Annotated in this window: 15 protein-coding genes and 1 tRNA gene; 7 read left to right on the top strand and 9 right to left on the bottom strand. The window is 44.6% G+C overall.

Annotated elements, in window-relative coordinates; all coding sequences use genetic code 11:
- Nucleotides 1-68 precede the first annotated feature (68 nt).
- From KRP56_04460 to KRP56_04470, 3 genes are read left to right on the top strand one after another with little or no spacing between them, the layout of a single operon-like run.
- Nucleotides 69-659, top strand: a complete 591-nt coding sequence (locus KRP56_04460; GenBank protein UAL07106.1) for a GTPase — start codon at nt 69-71, stop codon at nt 657-659.
- Nucleotides 656-1,363, top strand: a complete 708-nt coding sequence (locus KRP56_04465) for a hydrogenase nickel incorporation protein HypA (protein UAL07107.1) — start codon at nt 656-658, stop codon at nt 1,361-1,363. The genes KRP56_04460 and KRP56_04465 overlap by 4 nt, the downstream gene beginning before the upstream one ends.
- Nucleotides 1,360-2,976 (top strand): methylamine methyltransferase corrinoid protein reductive activase, encoded by a 1,617-nt coding sequence (locus tag KRP56_04470; protein UAL07108.1) that lies wholly within the window; start codon nt 1,360-1,362, stop codon nt 2,974-2,976. Before KRP56_04465 ends, KRP56_04470 begins: the two co-directional genes overlap by 4 nt.
- 55 nt (nt 2,977-3,031) lie before the next feature.
- On the opposite strand, the gene KRP56_04475 is transcribed toward KRP56_04470, so the two are convergent.
- From KRP56_04475 to KRP56_04490, 4 genes are all read right to left on the bottom strand, one after another.
- A complete protein-coding gene (locus KRP56_04475; protein UAL07109.1) occupies nt 3,032-3,862 on the bottom strand; it encodes an ABC transporter ATP-binding protein in 831 nt (276 codons plus the stop codon).
- Complete coding sequence (locus KRP56_04480) at nt 3,862-4,668, bottom strand: ABC transporter permease (GenBank protein UAL07110.1); 807 nt, start codon at nt 4,666-4,668, stop codon at nt 3,862-3,864. Before KRP56_04480 ends, KRP56_04475 begins: the two co-directional genes overlap by 1 nt.
- Nucleotides 4,669-4,685: 17 nt before the next feature.
- Nucleotides 4,686-5,879, bottom strand: a complete 1,194-nt coding sequence (locus KRP56_04485) for an ABC transporter substrate-binding protein (GenBank protein ID UAL07111.1) — start codon at nt 5,877-5,879, stop codon at nt 4,686-4,688.
- Between the two features lie 153 nt (nt 5,880-6,032).
- A tRNA-Leu gene (locus KRP56_04490) sits at nt 6,033-6,115 on the bottom strand.
- A gap of 92 nt (nt 6,116-6,207) precedes the next feature.
- Here KRP56_04490 and iorA point away from each other — a divergent pair.
- A complete protein-coding gene (gene iorA / locus KRP56_04495; GenBank protein UAL07112.1) occupies nt 6,208-8,028 on the top strand; it encodes an indolepyruvate ferredoxin oxidoreductase subunit alpha in 1,821 nt (606 codons plus the stop codon).
- Nucleotides 8,025-8,615, top strand: coding sequence for an indolepyruvate ferredoxin oxidoreductase subunit beta (gene iorB, locus KRP56_04500; GenBank protein ID UAL07113.1), 591 nt, complete (start codon nt 8,025-8,027; stop codon nt 8,613-8,615). Before iorA ends, iorB begins: the two co-directional genes overlap by 4 nt.
- A gap of 108 nt (nt 8,616-8,723) precedes the next feature.
- Here the strand turns inward: iorB and KRP56_04505 are convergent, their stop codons facing one another.
- Nucleotides 8,724-9,440: a cell division protein FtsZ gene (locus KRP56_04505; GenBank protein UAL07114.1), complete on the bottom strand. Its 717-nt coding sequence runs from the start codon at nt 9,438-9,440 to the stop codon at nt 8,724-8,726.
- A 101-nt stretch (nt 9,441-9,541) separates the two neighbouring features.
- Nucleotides 9,542-9,907, bottom strand: coding sequence for a ribbon-helix-helix domain-containing protein (locus KRP56_04510; protein UAL07115.1), 366 nt, complete (start codon nt 9,905-9,907; stop codon nt 9,542-9,544).
- A 346-nt stretch (nt 9,908-10,253) separates the two neighbouring features.
- Here KRP56_04510 and leuS point away from each other — a divergent pair, with 346 nt between their 5' ends.
- The gene (gene leuS, locus KRP56_04515) at nt 10,254-13,130 is read left to right on the top strand and encodes a leucine--tRNA ligase (protein UAL07116.1); all 2,877 of its coding nucleotides are present in this window, start codon (nt 10,254-10,256) and stop codon (nt 13,128-13,130) included.
- 2 nt (nt 13,131-13,132) lie between these two features.
- Here leuS and KRP56_04520 read toward each other — a convergent pair whose 3' ends face one another.
- Genes KRP56_04520 through KRP56_04530 form a run of 3 tightly spaced genes read right to left on the bottom strand, consistent with a single transcriptional unit; the run spans nt 13,133 to nt 16,276 of the window.
- Nucleotides 13,133-13,675, bottom strand: a complete 543-nt coding sequence (locus tag KRP56_04520; GenBank protein UAL07117.1) for a UbiX family flavin prenyltransferase — start codon at nt 13,673-13,675, stop codon at nt 13,133-13,135.
- Between the two features lie 8 nt (nt 13,676-13,683).
- Nucleotides 13,684-15,588, bottom strand: coding sequence for a beta-CASP ribonuclease aCPSF1 (locus KRP56_04525; protein UAL07118.1), 1,905 nt, complete (start codon nt 15,586-15,588; stop codon nt 13,684-13,686).
- A gap of 52 nt (nt 15,589-15,640) precedes the next feature.
- Complete coding sequence (locus tag KRP56_04530; GenBank protein UAL07119.1) at nt 15,641-16,276, bottom strand: proteasome subunit beta; 636 nt, start codon at nt 16,274-16,276, stop codon at nt 15,641-15,643.
- A gap of 417 nt (nt 16,277-16,693) precedes the next feature.
- Between KRP56_04530 and KRP56_04535 the strand changes: the two genes are divergently transcribed.
- The gene (locus KRP56_04535; protein ID UAL07120.1) at nt 16,694-18,946 is read left to right on the top strand and encodes an adenosylcobalamin-dependent ribonucleoside-diphosphate reductase; all 2,253 of its coding nucleotides are present in this window, start codon (nt 16,694-16,696) and stop codon (nt 18,944-18,946) included.
- Nucleotide 18,947: the final 1 nt, after the last annotated feature.

Raw genomic sequence — 18,947 nt, forward strand, 5'->3', positions numbered from 1 at the left:
CTATATTTAAGATAAAAAATACATTCCATTGTAAAGACTAAATACGAACTCGCGGATGTACTCCCACCATGTACGTATATATCCTGGGTGGCTTCCTCGGAAGCGGAAAGACCACCTTACTGATGAAGCTTGCTAGCATGTATAGCAAATTAGGAGAGAAAGTTGCAATCGTTGAGAACGAATCTGGAGAGGTCGGCGTAGACGGGGCAACTCTTAGAGCAGAAGGATATGATGCCATTGAGTTACCGGACGGATGCATCTGTTGCTCTTTATCCGGAAGTCTTCAAAGTGCATTGAAGAACATCAAAAAAGACATTGATCCCGACATTATAATAATAGAACCGACAGGACTTGCACTTCCCCACAAAGTTGTGGACCTTGTTCGTTTTTCTATGATCGACCCTGATGAGATCTGTATAATCGGTGTTGTAGATATTCAGAGATTTGATGATCTAGTAAAGAGAAAAAGCGAGTTCTTCAAAAGGCAAATGCACGGATCGGAATTCATCCTGATTAACAAGTGTGACATATCCACGCCAGAAAAGATCGCTGATGCTACCAAATGGCTTAATACAGAATTTCCTGACAAGAAGGTCATTCCTGTTTCAAACAAGACCAATGAGAATCTAGATAAAGTGTATGAGTTGATGAAGAAATGACCGAAGAAAATCATGAGAAAGTGCATGACGCCAATTGCCACTGCCACGAATGCGAAGAAAAAGGAAAAAAAGAAAAGACCTCAATTGAGGAGGCAGGCGGTGTAGTTGTAGGGTTTACCGGTCATATTCATGGATATAATGCTGATGTCGAAGCTAGACTGGACAAGGCAATGATGCATATCGGAGAATTTGTCCAAAAGGAATCAGGGTCCCTATTAGGCCATATAAAAATGGCCATCTATCTAGAAGACGGTAAAGGAGTAACTCTAAGTCTTACAAGATTAGAAAATGGAGTGGACCACCACGGTGTATTAGAACCTTGCGAAAAAGTAGATTTCAATATGATGGCAGCAGTTCTTGATGTAGACAAGCATGAGTTAGAGCATACGATGATGCATGCACTCGATGACACTGGTATTGATTACCATGTCGAAGCTGGACATCATCACCACGACGAAGAATGCCATGACCATGATGATGGTGACAAATGTAGTTGTCATGACCATGATCATCACCACGACGACGAAGAATGCCATTGTCACGATCATCACCATCACCATGATGATGAGAAATGCGATTGTCACGACCATGATGATGGTGAGTGTCATTGCAAGGCTTGTGAGCAACACCGCAAAGAGGAAGCGGAGTCTGTTAATAAACCAAAAAAATCATTTTTTAGTAAGTTTAGGAGGAAAACCGAATGAGCTACGGAATATCTTTGGATATGGGAACAAGCGGAACCAGGGCACATGCTGTCGACCTATCAGATGGAAAGATCCTTTCCACATCTGTCACAGAATGCCATCCATTACCAGGTGCCAATATTATGGACCACCTGACGTTCTGCATAAACGTCGGAACAGATATTGCCCATGAAATCGTCATGGACACGGTCAACAAGGTCATCAGAACCCTCGATATAGATCTTAAAAAGGTCGAAAGGGTCAGTATTTGCGGAAACCCGATCCAACTATCTCTTTTCCAGGGTATTCCCATTGACGATCTGGCATTTGCAGGTGAGAATGCTCACAAAGCCAGAGGAATAAAGAAACAAGAGAGAAATGCAAGAGTGATACCTGCAGTAGATGTGGGTATGGACGTGCCAGATCGCGCAGAACTATTCGTCCCACCGTCGATAAGACATGAGATAGGCGCTGATGCACTTGCAATGATGTACAAGAGCGGTTTCCTTGAGCAAAAGAAAAATTGCATGGTCACAGATTACGGAACCAATGCAGAAATGGCCTTGAAGGTCGGAGACGATATTTATACCGGATCTGCTGCGGCCGGACCGGCCATGGAAGGTCAGTCCATTAGATGTGGTATGCTCGCAGGTCCCGGTGCCATAAGCGATCTTGAATACGATTTCGCATGGAGATGCAAAGTGCTGGATGATCAGATCCTTCCTCAGGATGGAGATGTTGTTGATTTCGGTCTCAACATCATCAGAGAGGAAGGACCAATGCATGGTAAAGCAAAAGGAATTACCGGAACAGGTGTTGTTGCAGCCGTTGCAGTAGCTCTCGAAGACCACCTCTTGAGAAAAGGAAAGCTCAATACAGACAATGCAAGGATGACCTTCCAAGATGGCATATATATCGATTCAAAAGATGTATCTGAAGCTGCCAAAGCTATCGGTGCCATTAGAGCTGGGCATTTCACACTTCTTGAACATGCAGGCATCAAGTTCGATGAAATGAACATCATGTACATGTGCGGAGCATCCGGAACATATGTGGACGCAGTCAAGGCCAGGGAAGTCGGACTTGTTCCGCCTTCTTCGACGACTATCTATCAATATGGTAACACTTCTCTCGCAATGGCAACTGATATTCTTAAGAATCCTGAACTCTTGGATGAACTTCAGATCATCGCAGATGGGATAAGATCCAACCACGTTATGTTCGCACAGGATAAGACCTTCGAACAGATCTACCTGCAGGAACTTGCCTACTGGGAAGAGGGAATGTCCATGGACATGTATAACGACAACAATGCACTCGAAGGTATACAGCCACTTCCTAAGGTAAAAGGTAAGACAACTGTTCACCGCATGGTGACACGTGACATTCCTGACCTTGGAGCCAGAGGACTTCGCATAATACACGACATAGGTACTGAACTTGTAGGACAGATGGAAGGATGTACTGGATGCAAAAAGTGTGAGAAGGAATGCCCCGAAGACGCCCTTACAGTTGGTCCTGATAAGACCATGCATGTGAAGACCAAGAACTGTCTTGGTACAGCATGTTACAGGTGCCAGTTCATATGCCCTGAGAAGGTCTTCAAGTACGATATATTGAGACTTGTCAAATAAATAATTTAGGGGCAACGCCCCATTATTTTCTTTATTTCTATATTATATTCTTGAGTCAATTATCCATGACGTTCTCTTTTTCAAGTTCTTCAAGTATATGCTTTCTCATTGCTACAAATTCAGGATCTGCTCTATCCCGAGGCCTTGGCCAAGATGGTTCTATTATCTCTTTGATCACTGCAGGACGCTTGGTGAGCATGATGACTCTGTCGGATAAGAAAAGTGCCTCATCAACAGAATGTGTTACGAATACTATGGTCTGTTCAGTGTTCTCAAGTATCTTCAAAAGCTGAGTCTGCATTATATTCCTTGTTTGTGCATCCAAGGCCCCAAATGGTTCATCCATTAACGTGACCTCGGGATGATTGACAAATGCCCTCGCAATACCAACGCGCTGTTTCATTCCTCCTGAGAGTTCATGTACCCGCGCATCGACGAATTTCTCCAACCCTACTATTTTTATGTATCTCTCGGCCCTTTCATGACGCTCTTCTTTGGGAACATTTGATATTTCCAATCCGAACTCCACATTTTTCCTTACTGTTCTCCATGGGAACAGTGCGAAATCCTGGAACACCATTCCTCTATCTGGACCGGGGCCGCTACATTCCTTACCGCCGATCGTGATGGACCCTTCTGTTATCTCTAACAGACCTGCTATTGCTCTAAGGATAGTTGTCTTTCCGCATCCGGAAGGACCGACTATCGATACCAATTCTCCTTTTTTAACATCAAGTGTAAAATTATCGATGGCCACGACTTCTTTCTCATCTGTTCTGTAAACCACCTTGAGATCTTTGATGCTCATGAGGGTCGCACCTTCCGAGATGTCTTTGTATATCCCTTCTGTGCGCTTTACTTTTACTTTCTGTGCTTCGGGATCCATTAGACATCAATCCCCATTCTTTTGGAAACGAACCTGTGAATATAATCTGCAACACCTGTAGTGAGCAATCCTAGTATTGCGATCACCACGATGGCAGCGTATGCGCCTGGCCAATAACCGGCTGTGGCCTGTTCTGCAAGATAGAATCCTATCCCTCCAAGCGGGGTTGCATAAAGTTCTGCAGCCACGATACACATCCAACCTATTCCCAGACCTACTTTTATACCATTCATGATGTAAGGCACTGTGGAAGGTATTAGCACCTTCAAAAATATTTGAGATTGCGATGCGCCTAGTGTTTTTGCAGCGTCCACTAGAAGAGGGTCCATTTTTTTAACACCGAAAACAACACTCGTCAGCAATGGGAAGAATATACCTACAAAAACCACTAACATGGGGCCTATCTCATAGTTGATGGCGAGCATGAATATGGGCGCCCATGCAATTGGCGCTATTGGCCTCATTATCTCAATGATCGGATTAGCCAATTCATTCAAAACCTTGAATGTTCCAAGAACCAGTCCCAAAGGTACTGCGACGACCAATGCTAAAAGGAATCCCTTAACGAATGTTCCCATACTTGATTCAACATACGTTCTCAAGGAGATACCTGTCATGGTATCGCCGTTCTGAATCAGATCTATAAGCGCATCCAACGTCTGTACTGGGGTTGGTATGGCGGGAGTGTGGGCCAATATGGATATCTCCCACCATACTATTACAAATGCGACCAAGGAAACTACTGTTATCAATACGGTCCTTGTGAACCTGTGATATTTGTTGTGCTTGTCGTATTTGAATTCCATTGTCTACCGTCAACCGTTTATGCCTTAATAAGCTCGCTGTTGATTGTAGTGATCGTCGCAGGCGGCGCTCCCATCAAACCAAACTGAACAGTGCGGTTCTGAAGTGCTACTGCAACACCTGCACCGTTGGTCGCCCCAGAAAGAGATATGTTTATCCCGTATTCTGTAAAGAATCCTTGTTCAATTGCTGCGTGCAATGCGATCTGATGAAGATCTCCGGTTATGACCGCCACACCGACCGTCACTGTAGACGAGGATTTGCTTACATCATTGTTCAACACATTGGACAAATAACTGCCATCGATGAATGCGTTTGCAAAATCCGTTGAATCGGAGAATCCTAGATCTTGAACAGTATGTTTCAAAGAACCAAGTGCTTCAAGACTATCTGTGAGTGCAGCAACATCTGCTATGAGCGATGCCAACGGTGCATCATCGTCAGCGTCCCCATATGTGTATGTGACGGTTGCCAATGACTCTTCGATCTCTTCCTCTGTGAGTCCGACAGTTTTTGCCATACAGAGTGCAACAAGATCGGTGTATTCTGTCGAGGTCGGATCAGCCAATGCGTACTGTACCCATTCTACACCTTCCACATATGCTGCAAGGAACCTTTCTGTAACATCTGTATTGGATTTTATGTAAGACGTTGATCCTGCAAGAACGCAACATGTGTGATCGGGAAATATATTGTTTGTAAGCGCAAGCGCTGTAAATTTGCCTGAGGTATCATCCACTATTGCTTGATATTGTGGTTGCCAAAGTATTCCGCCCTCGATTATTCCATTATTGAGGGCATTGGTGGCATTCGTTATACTGGATACGTAATAAACGTGCGTTGGATCAATATCTGTTCCTTCCTGATACAACGAGAATGTCAGGCCGAGATAGTCTTCAACAATCGTCTGAAGTTGAATGTGCTGTATTGATGTTTGTCCGGGAGTTCCGAATATCAAACCGCCCCAGGCTACCGCGTTGGTACTATCGATCGTGTATGTATCGTCATCGTTGATAGTATAAAAGGCCGAAAGACCTCCCCTCTCATCAAGAATACTATCTTCTATGTAGATCCCTGACCCCTCCGTATTCACTCTGGCTAGCAAAGTATATGATGAGTCTGTCTCTGTATCATTCTTAGTAAGTGCGTAGACCCCTACACTTGCTATGACAATTATTGCAACGATTGCTGCAGCAATTACTTTCTTATCCATTTTAGACCTCGCCATCATCCAACTACTTAAAGAATATATTATCCTTTTGGATGTCATTTTCCTAATTAGGATAAATAATTATTATCTAATAACATCGTATTAAAGATTCTAAAGATTCCATAATTTTTAGCCTAATCAATAACTGAAAAATAGTGCAGGGGAGGGGATTTGAACCCCCGAAACACTAAGTACAGGATCCTAAGTCCTGCGCCTTTTCCTGGCTCGGCAACCCCTGCTTTGATGCCCGTACCCAATCCACATTTTTATTGTTTGTCCTCAAAAGATAATATAAACACTCAATAGATACACCGTCCATTAGAGGCATTATATGACTGATATTCTGGCTAAGGACGACCAGCAACTGCTTTTAGGCAACGAGGCAATAACAAGAGGGCTCGTGGAGGCAGGAGTCAAATTCGCCACCACATATCCTGGGACGCCCTCATCTGAGATAGGCAATATCCTTGAGACCATGGCCCACAAAACTGGCATGTATTTTGAATTCTCATCCAATGAGAAGGTCGCAATGGAGACCGCGGCAGCAGCAGCATCGTCAGGCGTCAGATCCTTCACATTCATGAAACATGTCGGACTCAATGTTGCAGCCGATCCCATGATGACACTTGCCTATGCTGGTGTGAAGGCGGGGATGCTGATATTATCTGCTGACGATCCGTCCGCACACAGTTCCCAGAATGAACAGGACAACAGATATTACGCCACGCTTTCACTGCTTCCAATGATGGAACCTTCCACGCCTCAGGAAGCCAAGGACATGATCAAAGAGGCCTACAGAGTATCAGAAGAACTCACCGTACCGCTCATATTTAGGACCACGACGAGGGTCAACCATGCCCGTTCAGTAGTAAAATTCGGATCAATTGATGAATCTCCTGCAATAGGACATTTTGATAAGGATGACAAAAGATTCGTCAATATACCTGCATTCGCTAAGCTCAACAGAGTGAGATTGCTTGAAATAAGTAAAAAAGCACAGGAGCTCTCCGAAGGGTCTCCGTTGAATTTCATTGAAGGTTCTGGCGATGTGGGGATAATAACATCCGGTGTTTCTTACACATATGTAAAGGAATACACTTCGGGGACTTCCATATTGAAACTTGGATTCACCAACCCCCTTCCAGAGAAGAAGATCGCTGAGTTCATAAGAAATAAAAAGTGCATCATTGTAGTGGAGGAATTGGAGCCCTTTGTGGAAGATCAGGTGCTCAGGATCTGCGCTCAGAATCAATTAAATGTGCCTGTCTACGGAAAAAGATCCGGACATCTTCCCAGACAATGGGAATTCTCGCCGGACACGATGAAAGGGCTTGCCGATCTTGTAAAGGTACAGGAGATGCCCGTGCCTCTCGATCAATGCTCGATCAAACTCCCCGGAAGACCTCCGACCCTATGTGCAGGATGTCCTCACAGAGGCATCTACGCAGCGACAAAGAAAGCTGTTGGAGATAACCCACATGTTTACTGTTCAGACATTGGATGCTATACTCTTGGTGTGCAAGCTCCCTTTAACACTGCCGATTTCATAATATGCATGGGAGGTGGCGCCGGAGCTGCAGGAGGATTCGCCCAGGCCACCGATCAAAAGGCCATCGCATTCCTGGGAGATTCAACCTTCTTCCATGCAGGAATTCCCCCGCTGACGTCCGCACTGTTCAACGATCACAAGATCTTGATGGTGATATTGGACAACAGGACCACGGCCATGACAGGACATCAACCAAATCCAGGAACCGGAAGAACATTCGGTAATGTCAACACCGAAGCCATCGACATTGAAGCAATGGTCAAGGGCGTGGGCGTCAAATTCGTAAAAACAGTCAATCCTTACGATGTCAAAGAAGCTACTAGGGTCATGAAAGAGGCAATGGAATTCGACGGGGTCTCTGTCGTCATATCCAAAATGGCATGTCCGTTGGAACTTAAGAAACAGAAACAACTCATCAACAAACAATACTCTGTTGATGGGGAAAAATGCATAAAATGCTACACATGCCTTAAAATGATAGCATGTCCAGCACTCATAAAGAACAAGGACAAGACACTTACTGTCGACAAAACGCAATGCATAGGTTGCGGAATGTGCGCCAATATTTGTCCTAAAGGTGCCATCTCGGAGGTGAAACAATGAAGTACACGATACAGATAGTCGGCGTAGGTGGACAAGGTGTCCTTCTAGCATCGATGGTACTTGGAAATGCCGCCATGAAAGCAGGATACAAGGTATCTATGAGCGAAGTGCATGGAATGGCACAGAGAGGAGGGAGCGTTCTCTCTACTTTGCGTTTCGGTGACAACGTGATAAGTCCGCTGGAAGCTACCGGTGGGGCAGATATCATAATGGGATTCGAACCCGTTGAGACCTGCCGGTCCTTGACCCTAGGTAACAAGGATACTAAGATCCTTATGAACCTCGACCCAATCTATCCATCGATGGTTGCGGCCGGATTTGAAGAGTATCCTAATATCGAAGAATTGGTAAGATCTGTCAAGAATGTGAATCAGCACGTGGCAACCATCGAAGCAACGAAAATAGCTCTTCAGGCAGGAAAAGCTGTTGCAGCCAATGCGGTCATGATAGGCGCGATCGCGGCCATCAAAGGCTTCCCGATATCCAAAGAACTTCTGAAAGAAACCTTGATGGAAACCGTGCCTGCAAAATTCGTAGACCTCAATTCGAAAGCGTTCGATATGGGCTATGATGCAATGAAACACTGATATGTAATGGTCATCCGATCCTCGAGATCATGACGAACTGAAACAACAAACTGTTAAAAATATAGATGTTGGGGCAATTGCCCCAATAGCTATTTAGCTTAGAAGACCTCAAATGTCTTGGACGACCGAAGACCTGATGTCTGTGATCTCCTTGAATCCTGTCTGCTCTTTCTTGCAAATGACACTGGCGACCGCTTCTACTTCTTCCTTCAGATAATTTGGAATCTTTTCTACAGTTCCCATTATTACCTTACGAATGCAAGCATTTACTTCTGCCATTGCCTTCTCAAGTGTCAACTCAGGCATCTGCTCGATCATACGATCGTTTTGAAACCTGAATACGTTCATGCAAACAGCCCTCAGTGACCTAAGTCCTTCTGCCGCTGCTGTCATCCTCGACCCCTCAAACGAGAAAGGATCGATGACGATCGCGAAGGTCATAACATTCAAACGATCGCATATCTCTGCTACGACAGATGCTGCGCCCGTTCCTGTCCCTCCGCCTAGTCCAGCCACTATGAACACTGCGTCGTGTCCTACAAGTGCCTGCTTTATTTCTTCCTCATGGACCTGCGCACACTTCTTACCAAGTCTCGCATCCCCATGTGTACCTTCTCCCCTGGTAACCTCCTTACAAATGTAGATCTTCTTGTCGGCCGATGTCGAAAGAAGAGCCACTTTGTTGGTATTGACAGCTACGGTGTCCACTGGAGCCAAAGAACAGTAAAGATCGTTCACAACGTTGCATCCAGCTCCGCCTACACCGATCACAGCAATATGCGGCTCCAAGGATATTTCCATACCCGCCTCAACCGTACTTACCATTAGTGCATCCCCCATTTTTTTAAATCGTTTTACCGATCGTCTGGCAGGACAGCGCCTAAGCGTTCCCATCCGTCCTGTCGGACGATCAAACTCCCATCCCTTCATTTGAGCTGCGAAGCCATCTGCGCTGCTTTCACGGCACGCGCAATGACGTCTTCCTGGATGCTCGCAGGGACAATGACATCCAAGATGCATTTCCTAGCGAACTCCTCTGCGGAGATCGAGCAAGTCCCATCCATTTCGATCCCTCTGAGGATTCCAAGTTGTACGTCACTGAGGTGGACGAACATCCCGCCTCCAGTTCCCGTACCAGTCATACCTGCCTTTTTGGAGGCTATATGGCTGACTATAGCTTCACGAATGAAATCTGACCTGTTTCCTACACCATGATCTGCCATAAAGTCTTCCATGTTCTGGATTTCCTCAGGTCCCATCCTGATCGTGATCTTGGTTCCTTCGTCGGCCATATTCATCACCGTTACTCATTTGCAAGTCATATCCGACTCGCAAATATGAATATGTCTTACGCGTATTTATATTTTGTCTGACAAACGCCTTACATTGTCTGACAGAAATAACCAGAAAAACAACAGTTATTCCCGAAACATTTTATTAAATAACATGTCACTATATAAACAATATGAAAAATTAAGGGGATTTTTAAAACAATATTTTTATTGTCGGACAAAAGAAAATTAAATTCCGATTCTATGTCATACAACTGTAAGACAGAAAAAATAGGTTCTATTCCGTTTGCGAAATTATATATTACGTGTGAATATACACGCGAGCATAGCTTAAAAAGGGATCCGAATGGCATACGATTACAACGAAATGGAGAAGAAATGGCAATCAAAATGGATCGAAAATGGCCTCAACCTTGCAGAGAGGGATGAGAAAAAACCAAAGTTCATGATGATCTTTGCATACCCCGGTGTTACAGGCTACCTCCATGTCGGCCATCTGAGGGGATATACGTATACCGACGCCATAGGAAGATACAAACGTATGACAGGATACAATGTTCTTTTTCCTGTCGGTACTCACGCAACAGGGAACGGTGCCATAAGTCTCGCTGCCAGAGTAAATAAGAACGATGCCGAATTCATAGACTACTTGATCAGGAACGGATGCCCTGAGGAAAAATTAGAACAACTTAAAGACCCCATGGGTGTAGTGAATTTCTTTAACGATGTCTATGTAGAGGACTATTGGAAGAAATTCGGATTCCTTGCAGATTGGAGAAGATTCACATGCACTCTTTTCCCGGATTATGGTAAATTCATCCAGTGGCAATTCAGAAAATTAAAAGAAAAAGAACTTTTAATGCAAAAACCCTATTTTGCACCTGCGTGCCCTAATTGTGGACCAGTTGCGGTAGATGCATCAGAAACAGACATCTCCAAAGGTGGGAACGCCGAAACACAAGAATATACGCTTTTAAAATTCAAATGTAACGACGTCTACCTCATCGCAGCTACATTGAGGCCTGAAACCGTTTATGGACAAGTATGTTTCTGGGTAAATCCCGAAGTAGAATACAAGAAGATCTCAAAGAACGGAGAGATCTGGATAGTATCTCCTCAAGCAGCAGAAAAACTTCAACTTCAAAAGGATGGGATCAAGATCGTCGGCTCCATACCAGGTCGTCAGATGATAGGATGGATGTGCGAAGCCCCGATGATCCATCGTATGATCCCTGTGTTCCCAGCCGCTTTCTGTGACCCTTCTGTGGGAACAGGATTGGTAACATCTGTTCCTTCAGATGCCCCCGATGACTGGATCTCGCTAGATGCCATAAAAAAAGATTCCAATATAATAACTGAGTACGGACTATCGAAGGATGTCGTGGATTCTGTAGTACCAATATCAATCATAGATATTGGAGGGTACGGGGATTTTCCGGCCAAGGATATGATCGATAAACTCGAAATAACTCAGCCTGGCGATCCCAAACTTGTAGAAGCTAAAAAACAGGTCTACAAGGACGGATACCACATGGGTAAGATGAAGGACGTCTGCGGACCATTCTCAGGAATGCGCGTGGAAGAGGCCAAGGACAAAATGAAACAGGCCATGATCGACACCGGAGAAGCAGAACTTTTCCATGACCTTACAGAAGAGGTTGTTTGCAGATGTGGACAGCCTGTCCATATCAGAAGGATCGATGATCAGTGGTTCATAAAATACGGTGATCAGAAACTGACCGATATGACCAGTGAGCATTGCAAGGATATGCAGATCTATCCCTCTGAATATTATGAGAATGTACACAATGTCCTTAATTGGTTCAGAGAAAGAGCATGCGTAAGACAGGGGAACTGGTTGGGAACCAAATTCCCATTCGATGAGAAATGGATAATTGAGGCCATATCTGATTCTACACTATATCCTCTCTATTACATCATTTCAATATATGCGAACGATGGAACGATCAAACCCGAGAACATGACCGAAGAGTTCTTTGATTATGTCATACTCGACAAAGGTCAAATAAACAAAGTTTCGGCAAACACCGGTGTCAGCGAAGAATTGCTCACCCGCATCAACAAGGACGTTCACTATTGGTATCCCTTGGATGTCAATCTGGGCGGAAAAGAACACATGACCGTGCATTTCCCGGTATTTCTAATGAATCATAGGGCGATATTGCCTGACAATATGCAGCCTAAAGGCATTCTGGTCAATTGGTACATAACCGGAAAGAAGAGCAAGATCTCCAAATCAAAAGGTGGCGCACAACCGATCCCGGGAGCGGCAGCGAAATTCGGTGTCGACGCGATGAGATTGTACTATGCACATGTGGCCTCTATGTTCGTAGATGTGGAATGGGATGAGGACACAGTGATGACCTACCGTCAAAGACTTGATAGGATCTTGGGGACTGTGGAAGAGATCGTTGCATCTGAATCAAACTCACCGAAAAGCAATATCGACGATTGGTTGATTTCCAGATTCAACACGCATATCACAGAGATACGTGCTGCTATGGATAAATTCGATCTGAGGGTGATGGCAACAACAGCCTATTATGAAATGCTTAATGACCTCAAATGGTACAACAGGAGAGGCGGAAAGAACAAAGAGACCATTAACGAGGCACTCAGTACATGGATAATGAGCATGATGCCGATAACACCTCATGTTGCAGAGGAACTCTGGTCTATAGCAGGGTTCCAAGGCCTTGTATCGGCAGCGCAATTCCCAGAAGCCAGAGAAATATCTTCGAATACAGAATACAATGAAGATTTTATCAGAGGCGTCATGTCGGACATTGCACAGATAAGAAAGGTTGCCAATATCGAACCGAAAAATATAGTGATATATACCTCACCGGCCTGGAAAGTAGAAGTCATGACATTTGCCCTTGAAATGATGAAGGATGGAAATCTCGACATACCTTCGCTTACCAAGAGATGTATGGCAGACGAGAACATGAGAAAGAATGGAAAAGCAGTTTCTGAATTCGCAAAGAAGACAGCAACAGAATTCATCAGATCTACAGTAGATGCTAAGAGGCCTATTGTCGAGCTCGATGAGACTGCATTCCTGAGATCGTGCGAGGGTTTCCTTTCTACCGAATTAGGAACATCGGTAAAAGTGTATAGTGCGGATCAAGAAGAACTGTACGATCCTCAGAACAAATCAAAGGTGGCGGTCCCCGGAAGACCTGCTATTCTTTTGGAGTGAGGTCATTCCCATCTTTTGTACAAGGTGTTCTGGATCGAAGCACGGTCTAGACACCTTCCCACAATAAAATCGACCATATCCTCAACGGTCTTGGGACCGGGATAGAATCCAGGATTCGCGTCCATTATCACAACGCCTGATCTGGCCAATTTAAGCTCATTTTCCAGCATTATCGCGCTCTTGGGCGTCTCTCTGATGACAAGGATCAACTTCCTTCCCTCTTTGATGCATACAGATACTGCCCTGGAGATCAGTGTGTCCGCTATACCACTTGCATATTTGGCAACAGATGATTCACTGCATGGAACTACGAACATACAGTCATACTCGTAAGATCCGGAAGAGATAGATGCGAAAAGATTCGTGTCCTCGAACACCTTGTCTGCCATTGCATACACTTCTTCCACTGAATAATCAGTCTCCGCCTGAATTATGGCTTTAGCTGTCTCGGAGATCACCAATATCTTCTCACCGGGAAGCTCGCGCAGAAGTTTTATACCGTATGCACTGCCGGATGCTCCGGTCATGGCCACCACATATCTCATCGTCTACCTTACCTGAGCCTTATTGTCTCCAAATTTTGGGGTGCTCTAGTTTCTATATTGAATTTCTTGTATATAGAAGAAGCAAGATCGGTACACTTCCTATCTTCACCGTGACCGATGACTATCCTATCAGGTTTCGGTTCGAGGGATGCTATGTATTTCATCAACTGTTTCCTATCCGAGTGACCGGAGAAACCATCTACCGTGACGATATTCATCTTGATCTGTAGATCCATGGTCTTTCCCTTGGAATTGAGCGATATGTCCGTCCTTCCTCTTTGTATCGTACGTCCCATACTGCCTTCGGACTGATAACCTACGAACAACAATGAGTTGTTCTCGTTGTCACACCACTCTTTGAAGTATTCCATCACAGGACCTCCGGACATCATACCGCTGGTGGCAAGCACTATGCAAGTATCAGGAGAATGACATATCTCCTCTCTCATCGCCATTGTCTCCACACGTTTGAATATTGGAGAAAGGAACGGATTCTCATTCTGTTGGAAGATCTGTGCCCTTAGTTGACTATTTAGGTATTCGGGGTACGCTGTATGTATCGCAGTTGCTTCCCATATCATTCCGTCAAGGTACACAGGGATAGTGGGTATCCTTCCCGTCCGCATGAGTTCCTCTATGACCAACATGACCTCTTGTGATCTTCCCACTGCGAACACAGGGATTAGTACCTTACCGCCATGGGATATTGCTTGAGTTAGAAGTTCGCGCATCTCATCCGATGCATCCACACGAGAGGGCTGCATATCATTATGACCACCGTATGTGGACTCGATCACCAGGGTCTCCAATCTAGGGAATCTGTTATTGGCAGGATTGAAAAGCCAGGTCTTCTCGAATTTGGTATCTCCGGTGAATGCGACATTGTGTAGGCCGTCACCGATGTGGAAATGTGCAATTGCCGATCCTAAAATATGCCCAGCATTATGGAAAGTAAGCCTTATATCTGGTGAGATATCCGTGGTCTCATTGTATTTGAGAGTTATTGTGTGTAATATCTCTTTTCTGACATGTTGTGCTTCGTAAAGTGCCTTCTTCGCCTCACCGAAACCTAGTTTGATGTTGTCAAGTTGCAACAATGCCATCAGGTCCCTTGTTGGCGGAGTACAATAAACCGGCCCTTCATAACCATATTTGAAAAGAGCTGGCAAAGTACCACAGTGATCCAAATGGGCATGTGTGATTACAACGGCATCGATATCGCTCAGAGGTTGAGCCTCGGGTATGGCAAAATATGGTGTCGCATCACTGCTGGGATCCAATCCACAATCTATTAGGATCTTGGACTCTCTGGTAGTGAGTAATGTAGCTGATCTTCCGACCTGCCTGAATCCACCTAAGGTGGTCATTCTTACCCATTGTTCTCCCTCGATCCTCGGTCTTGCAAGTCTCCTGGCGACATTTTTGAGCATGGTCCTCCTCTCGTCCTGCTCATGACGAAGATACCCTCTCACATCTGATACGGTCTTCGAAGGTATCGGTGGGGCACGGATGACCTTTATGTTCCATCCTGATTCTTTTTTAAGATCTGCAAGCAGTTTTCCTTCCTTCCCTACGACCTCATTGGGATTAATGGCCTCTATTATGGCCTCTCCAGTCTCTGGAATGAAATTCACATCGAAAAGTTCAGCCGACGCAGGGATCATCGAACGGATCTTTTCATCCACTTCGTTAACATCCTCAAGCATGCTGGGATCGGGCCTTATATCGACCCTTCTTCTCAATGTCTGAGCCAAAACTTTTGCTACATCGTTATTTTCAGTATACTTATCGTATTCCTTCGTATATATTGCAATTATCGGGCCTTCGAATTCAATGCCAGAAACGTTCATGTCTGCAGGAACGCTTTTTTTGACTTCCTCTCTGAGGTTGTCGAACAATCTATCGGGGTTCATATGAAATCCAGCTTAAAGAATGGGGTTTAAAAGATTTGAGAAAACACCAAGATCAATTGGGATAATTGAACCCAATCTCGGTGCAACGACTTTTGATCTGGTCCTGCGGGATCCATTCAAATCCTTTGGAACCTATGTATGCTATCAACATACCGTCACCTGTACAATTGTCCCTTCTCCTAGCGGAATTGAGAGCAGTTATGGCGACGTCTATGCCGTCTTTTTTACTAAGATCTGGTTTGAATGCGGCCTCGAGTGCTCCGAGGGCAAACACGGACCCGGAACCAACGGAGATATACTTGTCCTCTATGCATCCGCCTGCGCCGTCGATGCTGAAGACATGTCCTCCTGTCAGATCATATCCGCCAACAATGAGTCCTAGGTAGAATCCCTGACGAATGACAGAACCGACGAGGGTTGCGGCGGTCTGAACGGACATTGGCCCACCTTTTTTCATTGAATATATCGAAATTTCGCTCTGCATATATCTGACCATCAACTGGGCATCTCCAACGACCCCTGCGATGGTCATCCCGAGATTATCCGATAGAGGATATACTTTCTGGACCGTGCTGGACGCGATGAGATTATTCATCGTAGCTCTTTGGTCTGATGCAAGTATGACACCATCCTTTAGCTTAAGTCCTATCGTTGTCGTACCCGTCTTGAGAACATCCTCATCAGTCATGTCTTTCCCTTCGAAATCGATTAAAATGCATTTCGTGTGAACGAATGCTGACAGTGCGATTGATTCAAAGGTTATAAGGATTGCTACTGATGCAAGAGCGACCGACACATCACATTGACCATTTGTGATCCTAGATATTCACAATAGAATATTTACAATGGCAAACACAATGGATTATACATACATCCATGTATAATAACAGAAAATACCTATACATGTAGCCATCAAATAAAAAACACTTTATTGAATATTACCAGTAGAACAAAATATAGAGTATTAAAAAAGTTTAATTTCCTAAATGTCATTACATTTTGATATACATTATTAAGGGAATATCACATATGCGCCATCCATTAATCCAGTTTAACAAATTTTTATAATACTCCAAGAGCATGGGGTCCGCGGAAGGGAAACATAATGGAAATCGAGCAATGGCTTGGTGATGATAACCAACTCGGTATTGACATCTGGCAAAAGAAATACTGTTACATTGGGGAGACATTCGATCAATGGCTTGATCGTGTCAGTGATGGCGATTCTGCCATTAAAGATATGATCATCCAAAAGAAGTTCCTCTTTGGAGGCAGAATACTTGCGAACAGAGGTCTTCATAAAACGGGTCTTAAGGTTACATTGTCCAATTGTTACGTCGTCACTCCGCCGGAAGATTCCATAGAATCTATATTTGAAACGGCTGGAAAACTTGCTAGAACGTTCAGTTACGGCGGAGGCGTGGGCATAGATCTATCAAAACTTGCTCCCAGAGGTGCAAAGATCAACAACACTGCATCTGAGACATCTGGTGCCGTATCATTCACTGATCTGTATTCAATGGTAACAGGTTTAATTGGTCAACACGGCAGAAGAGGAGCATTGATGCTCACTATTTCGTGCGAACACCCTGACCTCGAGGAGTTCATGTCTGTCAAAATGGATGTGGACAGAGTTACCAAAGCGAACATGTCTATCCGTATGACGGATAAATTCATGAACGCTGTAAAGAACAAAGAAAATTTCGAGCAAACATTCAGTCGTCCAGAAACAGAGTCTAAGACGACAAAACAACTCAATGCATACGAATTCTTTAAAAAATTGTGCTACGCGAACTGGGATTACGGAGAACCGGGCTGTCTTTTTTGGGACAGAATAGAATCTTGGAACCTTCTCAGCGAGATACCTGATTATCATTATGCCGGAACCAACCCCTGCGCTGAAGAACCCCTTCCCGCAGGTGGAAGTTGCCTTTTAGGAAGTATAAATCTTGCAGCCTTCGTAAAAGATAAAAAATTCGATGAGAACGAGTTCAGAGAGGCGGTCGATATTTGTGTAAGAGGGCTCAACGATGTGCTCGAAGAAGGTCTTCCTCTCCATCCGTTGCAAGAACAGAGGGAATCAGTAAGAGACTGGAGACAGATAGGCCTCGGTATTATGGGCCTTGCAGATATGCTCATCAAACTAGAGCTTACATATGGATCCAAATCAGCAATGAACTTCTGTGACAAGATCGGATCTATAATGGCTGATGAAGCAATAAAAATGTCTGCCTTATTGGCCAAGGAGAGGGGAAAATTCCCCAAATGCGACACCGAGAAGATCCTGGATTCGCCATATTTCCAATACAATGCCACACCAGAGACCAGAGAACTTGTCAAAAAATATGGACTAAGGAACTCCCAACTTCTAACAATTGCTCCAACCGGAACGCTGTCGACGATGCTTGGCATATCCGGAGGAATAGAGCCTATCTTCGCCAATTACTACGAGAGAAGAACAGTATCCCTCTCTGGACATGATGACTATTACAGAGTGTATACACCGGTTGTCAGAGAATACATGGAGTCCCACGGAATAACTGATGATGCTAGACTTCCTGAGTTCTTCGTAACCGCACAAAAACTTGATTACAAACAACGTCTGAATCAACAAGGAACCTGGCAGATGCACATCGATGCGTCCATAAGTTCCACAGTAAATCTGCCCAATACCTTCACCGAAGGCGAGGTCTTTGAACTGTATATTTATGCATGGGAGATAGGGTGCAAAGGTGTGACCGTTTTCAGAGACGGGTGTAAACGTCTTGGGATATTATCTCCAAAAGAAAAGGAAGATAAGACCGGAAAGGTGGAACCATCGAACGATGAACCAAGGGAAAAACCTAAAAGAGGATTCGTCGAGAATGTAACGGACGATGTCGTAGGAAAGAAAAGAAAACTGATGACAGGATGTGGAAGTCTACACTGCACAGCATTCTTCGATCCACATACGGGTGAGCTCTTGGAAGCGTATCTCAACAAAGGTTCCACCGGCGGATGCAATAATTTCATGATAGGTCTATCCAGGATGATCTCACTTGCTGCCAGGAGTGGATGTGATATCAATGCCATTGTGGATCAACTGAAAAGCTGCGGCTCATGTCCTTCATATGCGGTGCGCAATTTCACCAAACATGATACTAGCAAAGGATCCTGTTGTCCTATGGCCGTAGGTTATGCACTGATCGATATGTATCAAGAAATGCAGAGAGAGGTGCACGGCATTCCATTCGAACCTACCAAGAAGGAACAGAAACCAAAAGTGGTGCTCAATCCATGTCCCAAATGTGGTGACGAACTCCAATTCCAAGGTGGTTGTAATATCTGCAAATCCTGCGGATGGACAAAATGTGAATAAA

The sequence above is a fragment of the Candidatus Methanogranum gryphiswaldense genome (assembly GCA_019262145.1).
In the GTDB taxonomy this organism is placed as follows: Archaea; Thermoplasmatota; Thermoplasmata; order Methanomassiliicoccales; family Methanomethylophilaceae; genus Methanogranum; species Methanogranum gryphiswaldense.

What these genes read in the sequence shown, in the direction of transcription:
- KRP56_04470 (UAL07108.1), top strand. Translation starts at nt 1,360, where the DNA reads ATGAGCTACGGAATATCTTTGGATATGGGAACAAGCGGAACCAGGGCA.
- KRP56_04460 (UAL07106.1), top strand. Translation starts at nt 69, where the DNA reads ATGTACGTATATATCCTGGGTGGCTTCCTCGGAAGCGGAAAGACCACC.
- KRP56_04505 (UAL07114.1), bottom strand. Translation starts at nt 9,440, where the DNA reads ATGGTAAGTACGGTTGAGGCGGGTATGGAAATATCCTTGGAGCCGCAT.
- leuS (UAL07116.1), top strand. Translation starts at nt 10,254, where the DNA reads ATGGCATACGATTACAACGAAATGGAGAAGAAATGGCAATCAAAATGG.
- iorA (UAL07112.1), top strand. Translation starts at nt 6,208, where the DNA reads ATGACTGATATTCTGGCTAAGGACGACCAGCAACTGCTTTTAGGCAAC.
- KRP56_04535 (UAL07120.1), top strand. Translation starts at nt 16,694, where the DNA reads ATGGAAATCGAGCAATGGCTTGGTGATGATAACCAACTCGGTATTGAC.
- iorB (UAL07113.1), top strand. Translation starts at nt 8,025, where the DNA reads ATGAAGTACACGATACAGATAGTCGGCGTAGGTGGACAAGGTGTCCTT.
- KRP56_04530 (UAL07119.1), bottom strand. Translation starts at nt 16,276, where the DNA reads ATGACTGATGAGGATGTTCTCAAGACGGGTACGACAACGATAGGACTT.
- KRP56_04485 (UAL07111.1), bottom strand. Translation starts at nt 5,879, where the DNA reads ATGGATAAGAAAGTAATTGCTGCAGCAATCGTTGCAATAATTGTCATA.
- KRP56_04525 (UAL07118.1), bottom strand. Translation starts at nt 15,588, where the DNA reads ATGAACCCCGATAGATTGTTCGACAACCTCAGAGAGGAAGTCAAAAAA.
- KRP56_04465 (UAL07107.1), top strand. Translation starts at nt 656, where the DNA reads ATGACCGAAGAAAATCATGAGAAAGTGCATGACGCCAATTGCCACTGC.
- KRP56_04475 (UAL07109.1), bottom strand. Translation starts at nt 3,862, where the DNA reads ATGGATCCCGAAGCACAGAAAGTAAAAGTAAAGCGCACAGAAGGGATA.
- KRP56_04480 (UAL07110.1), bottom strand. Translation starts at nt 4,668, where the DNA reads ATGGAATTCAAATACGACAAGCACAACAAATATCACAGGTTCACAAGG.
- KRP56_04520 (UAL07117.1), bottom strand. Translation starts at nt 13,675, where the DNA reads ATGAGATATGTGGTGGCCATGACCGGAGCATCCGGCAGTGCATACGGT.
- KRP56_04510 (UAL07115.1), bottom strand. Translation starts at nt 9,907, where the DNA reads ATGGCCGACGAAGGAACCAAGATCACGATCAGGATGGGACCTGAGGAA.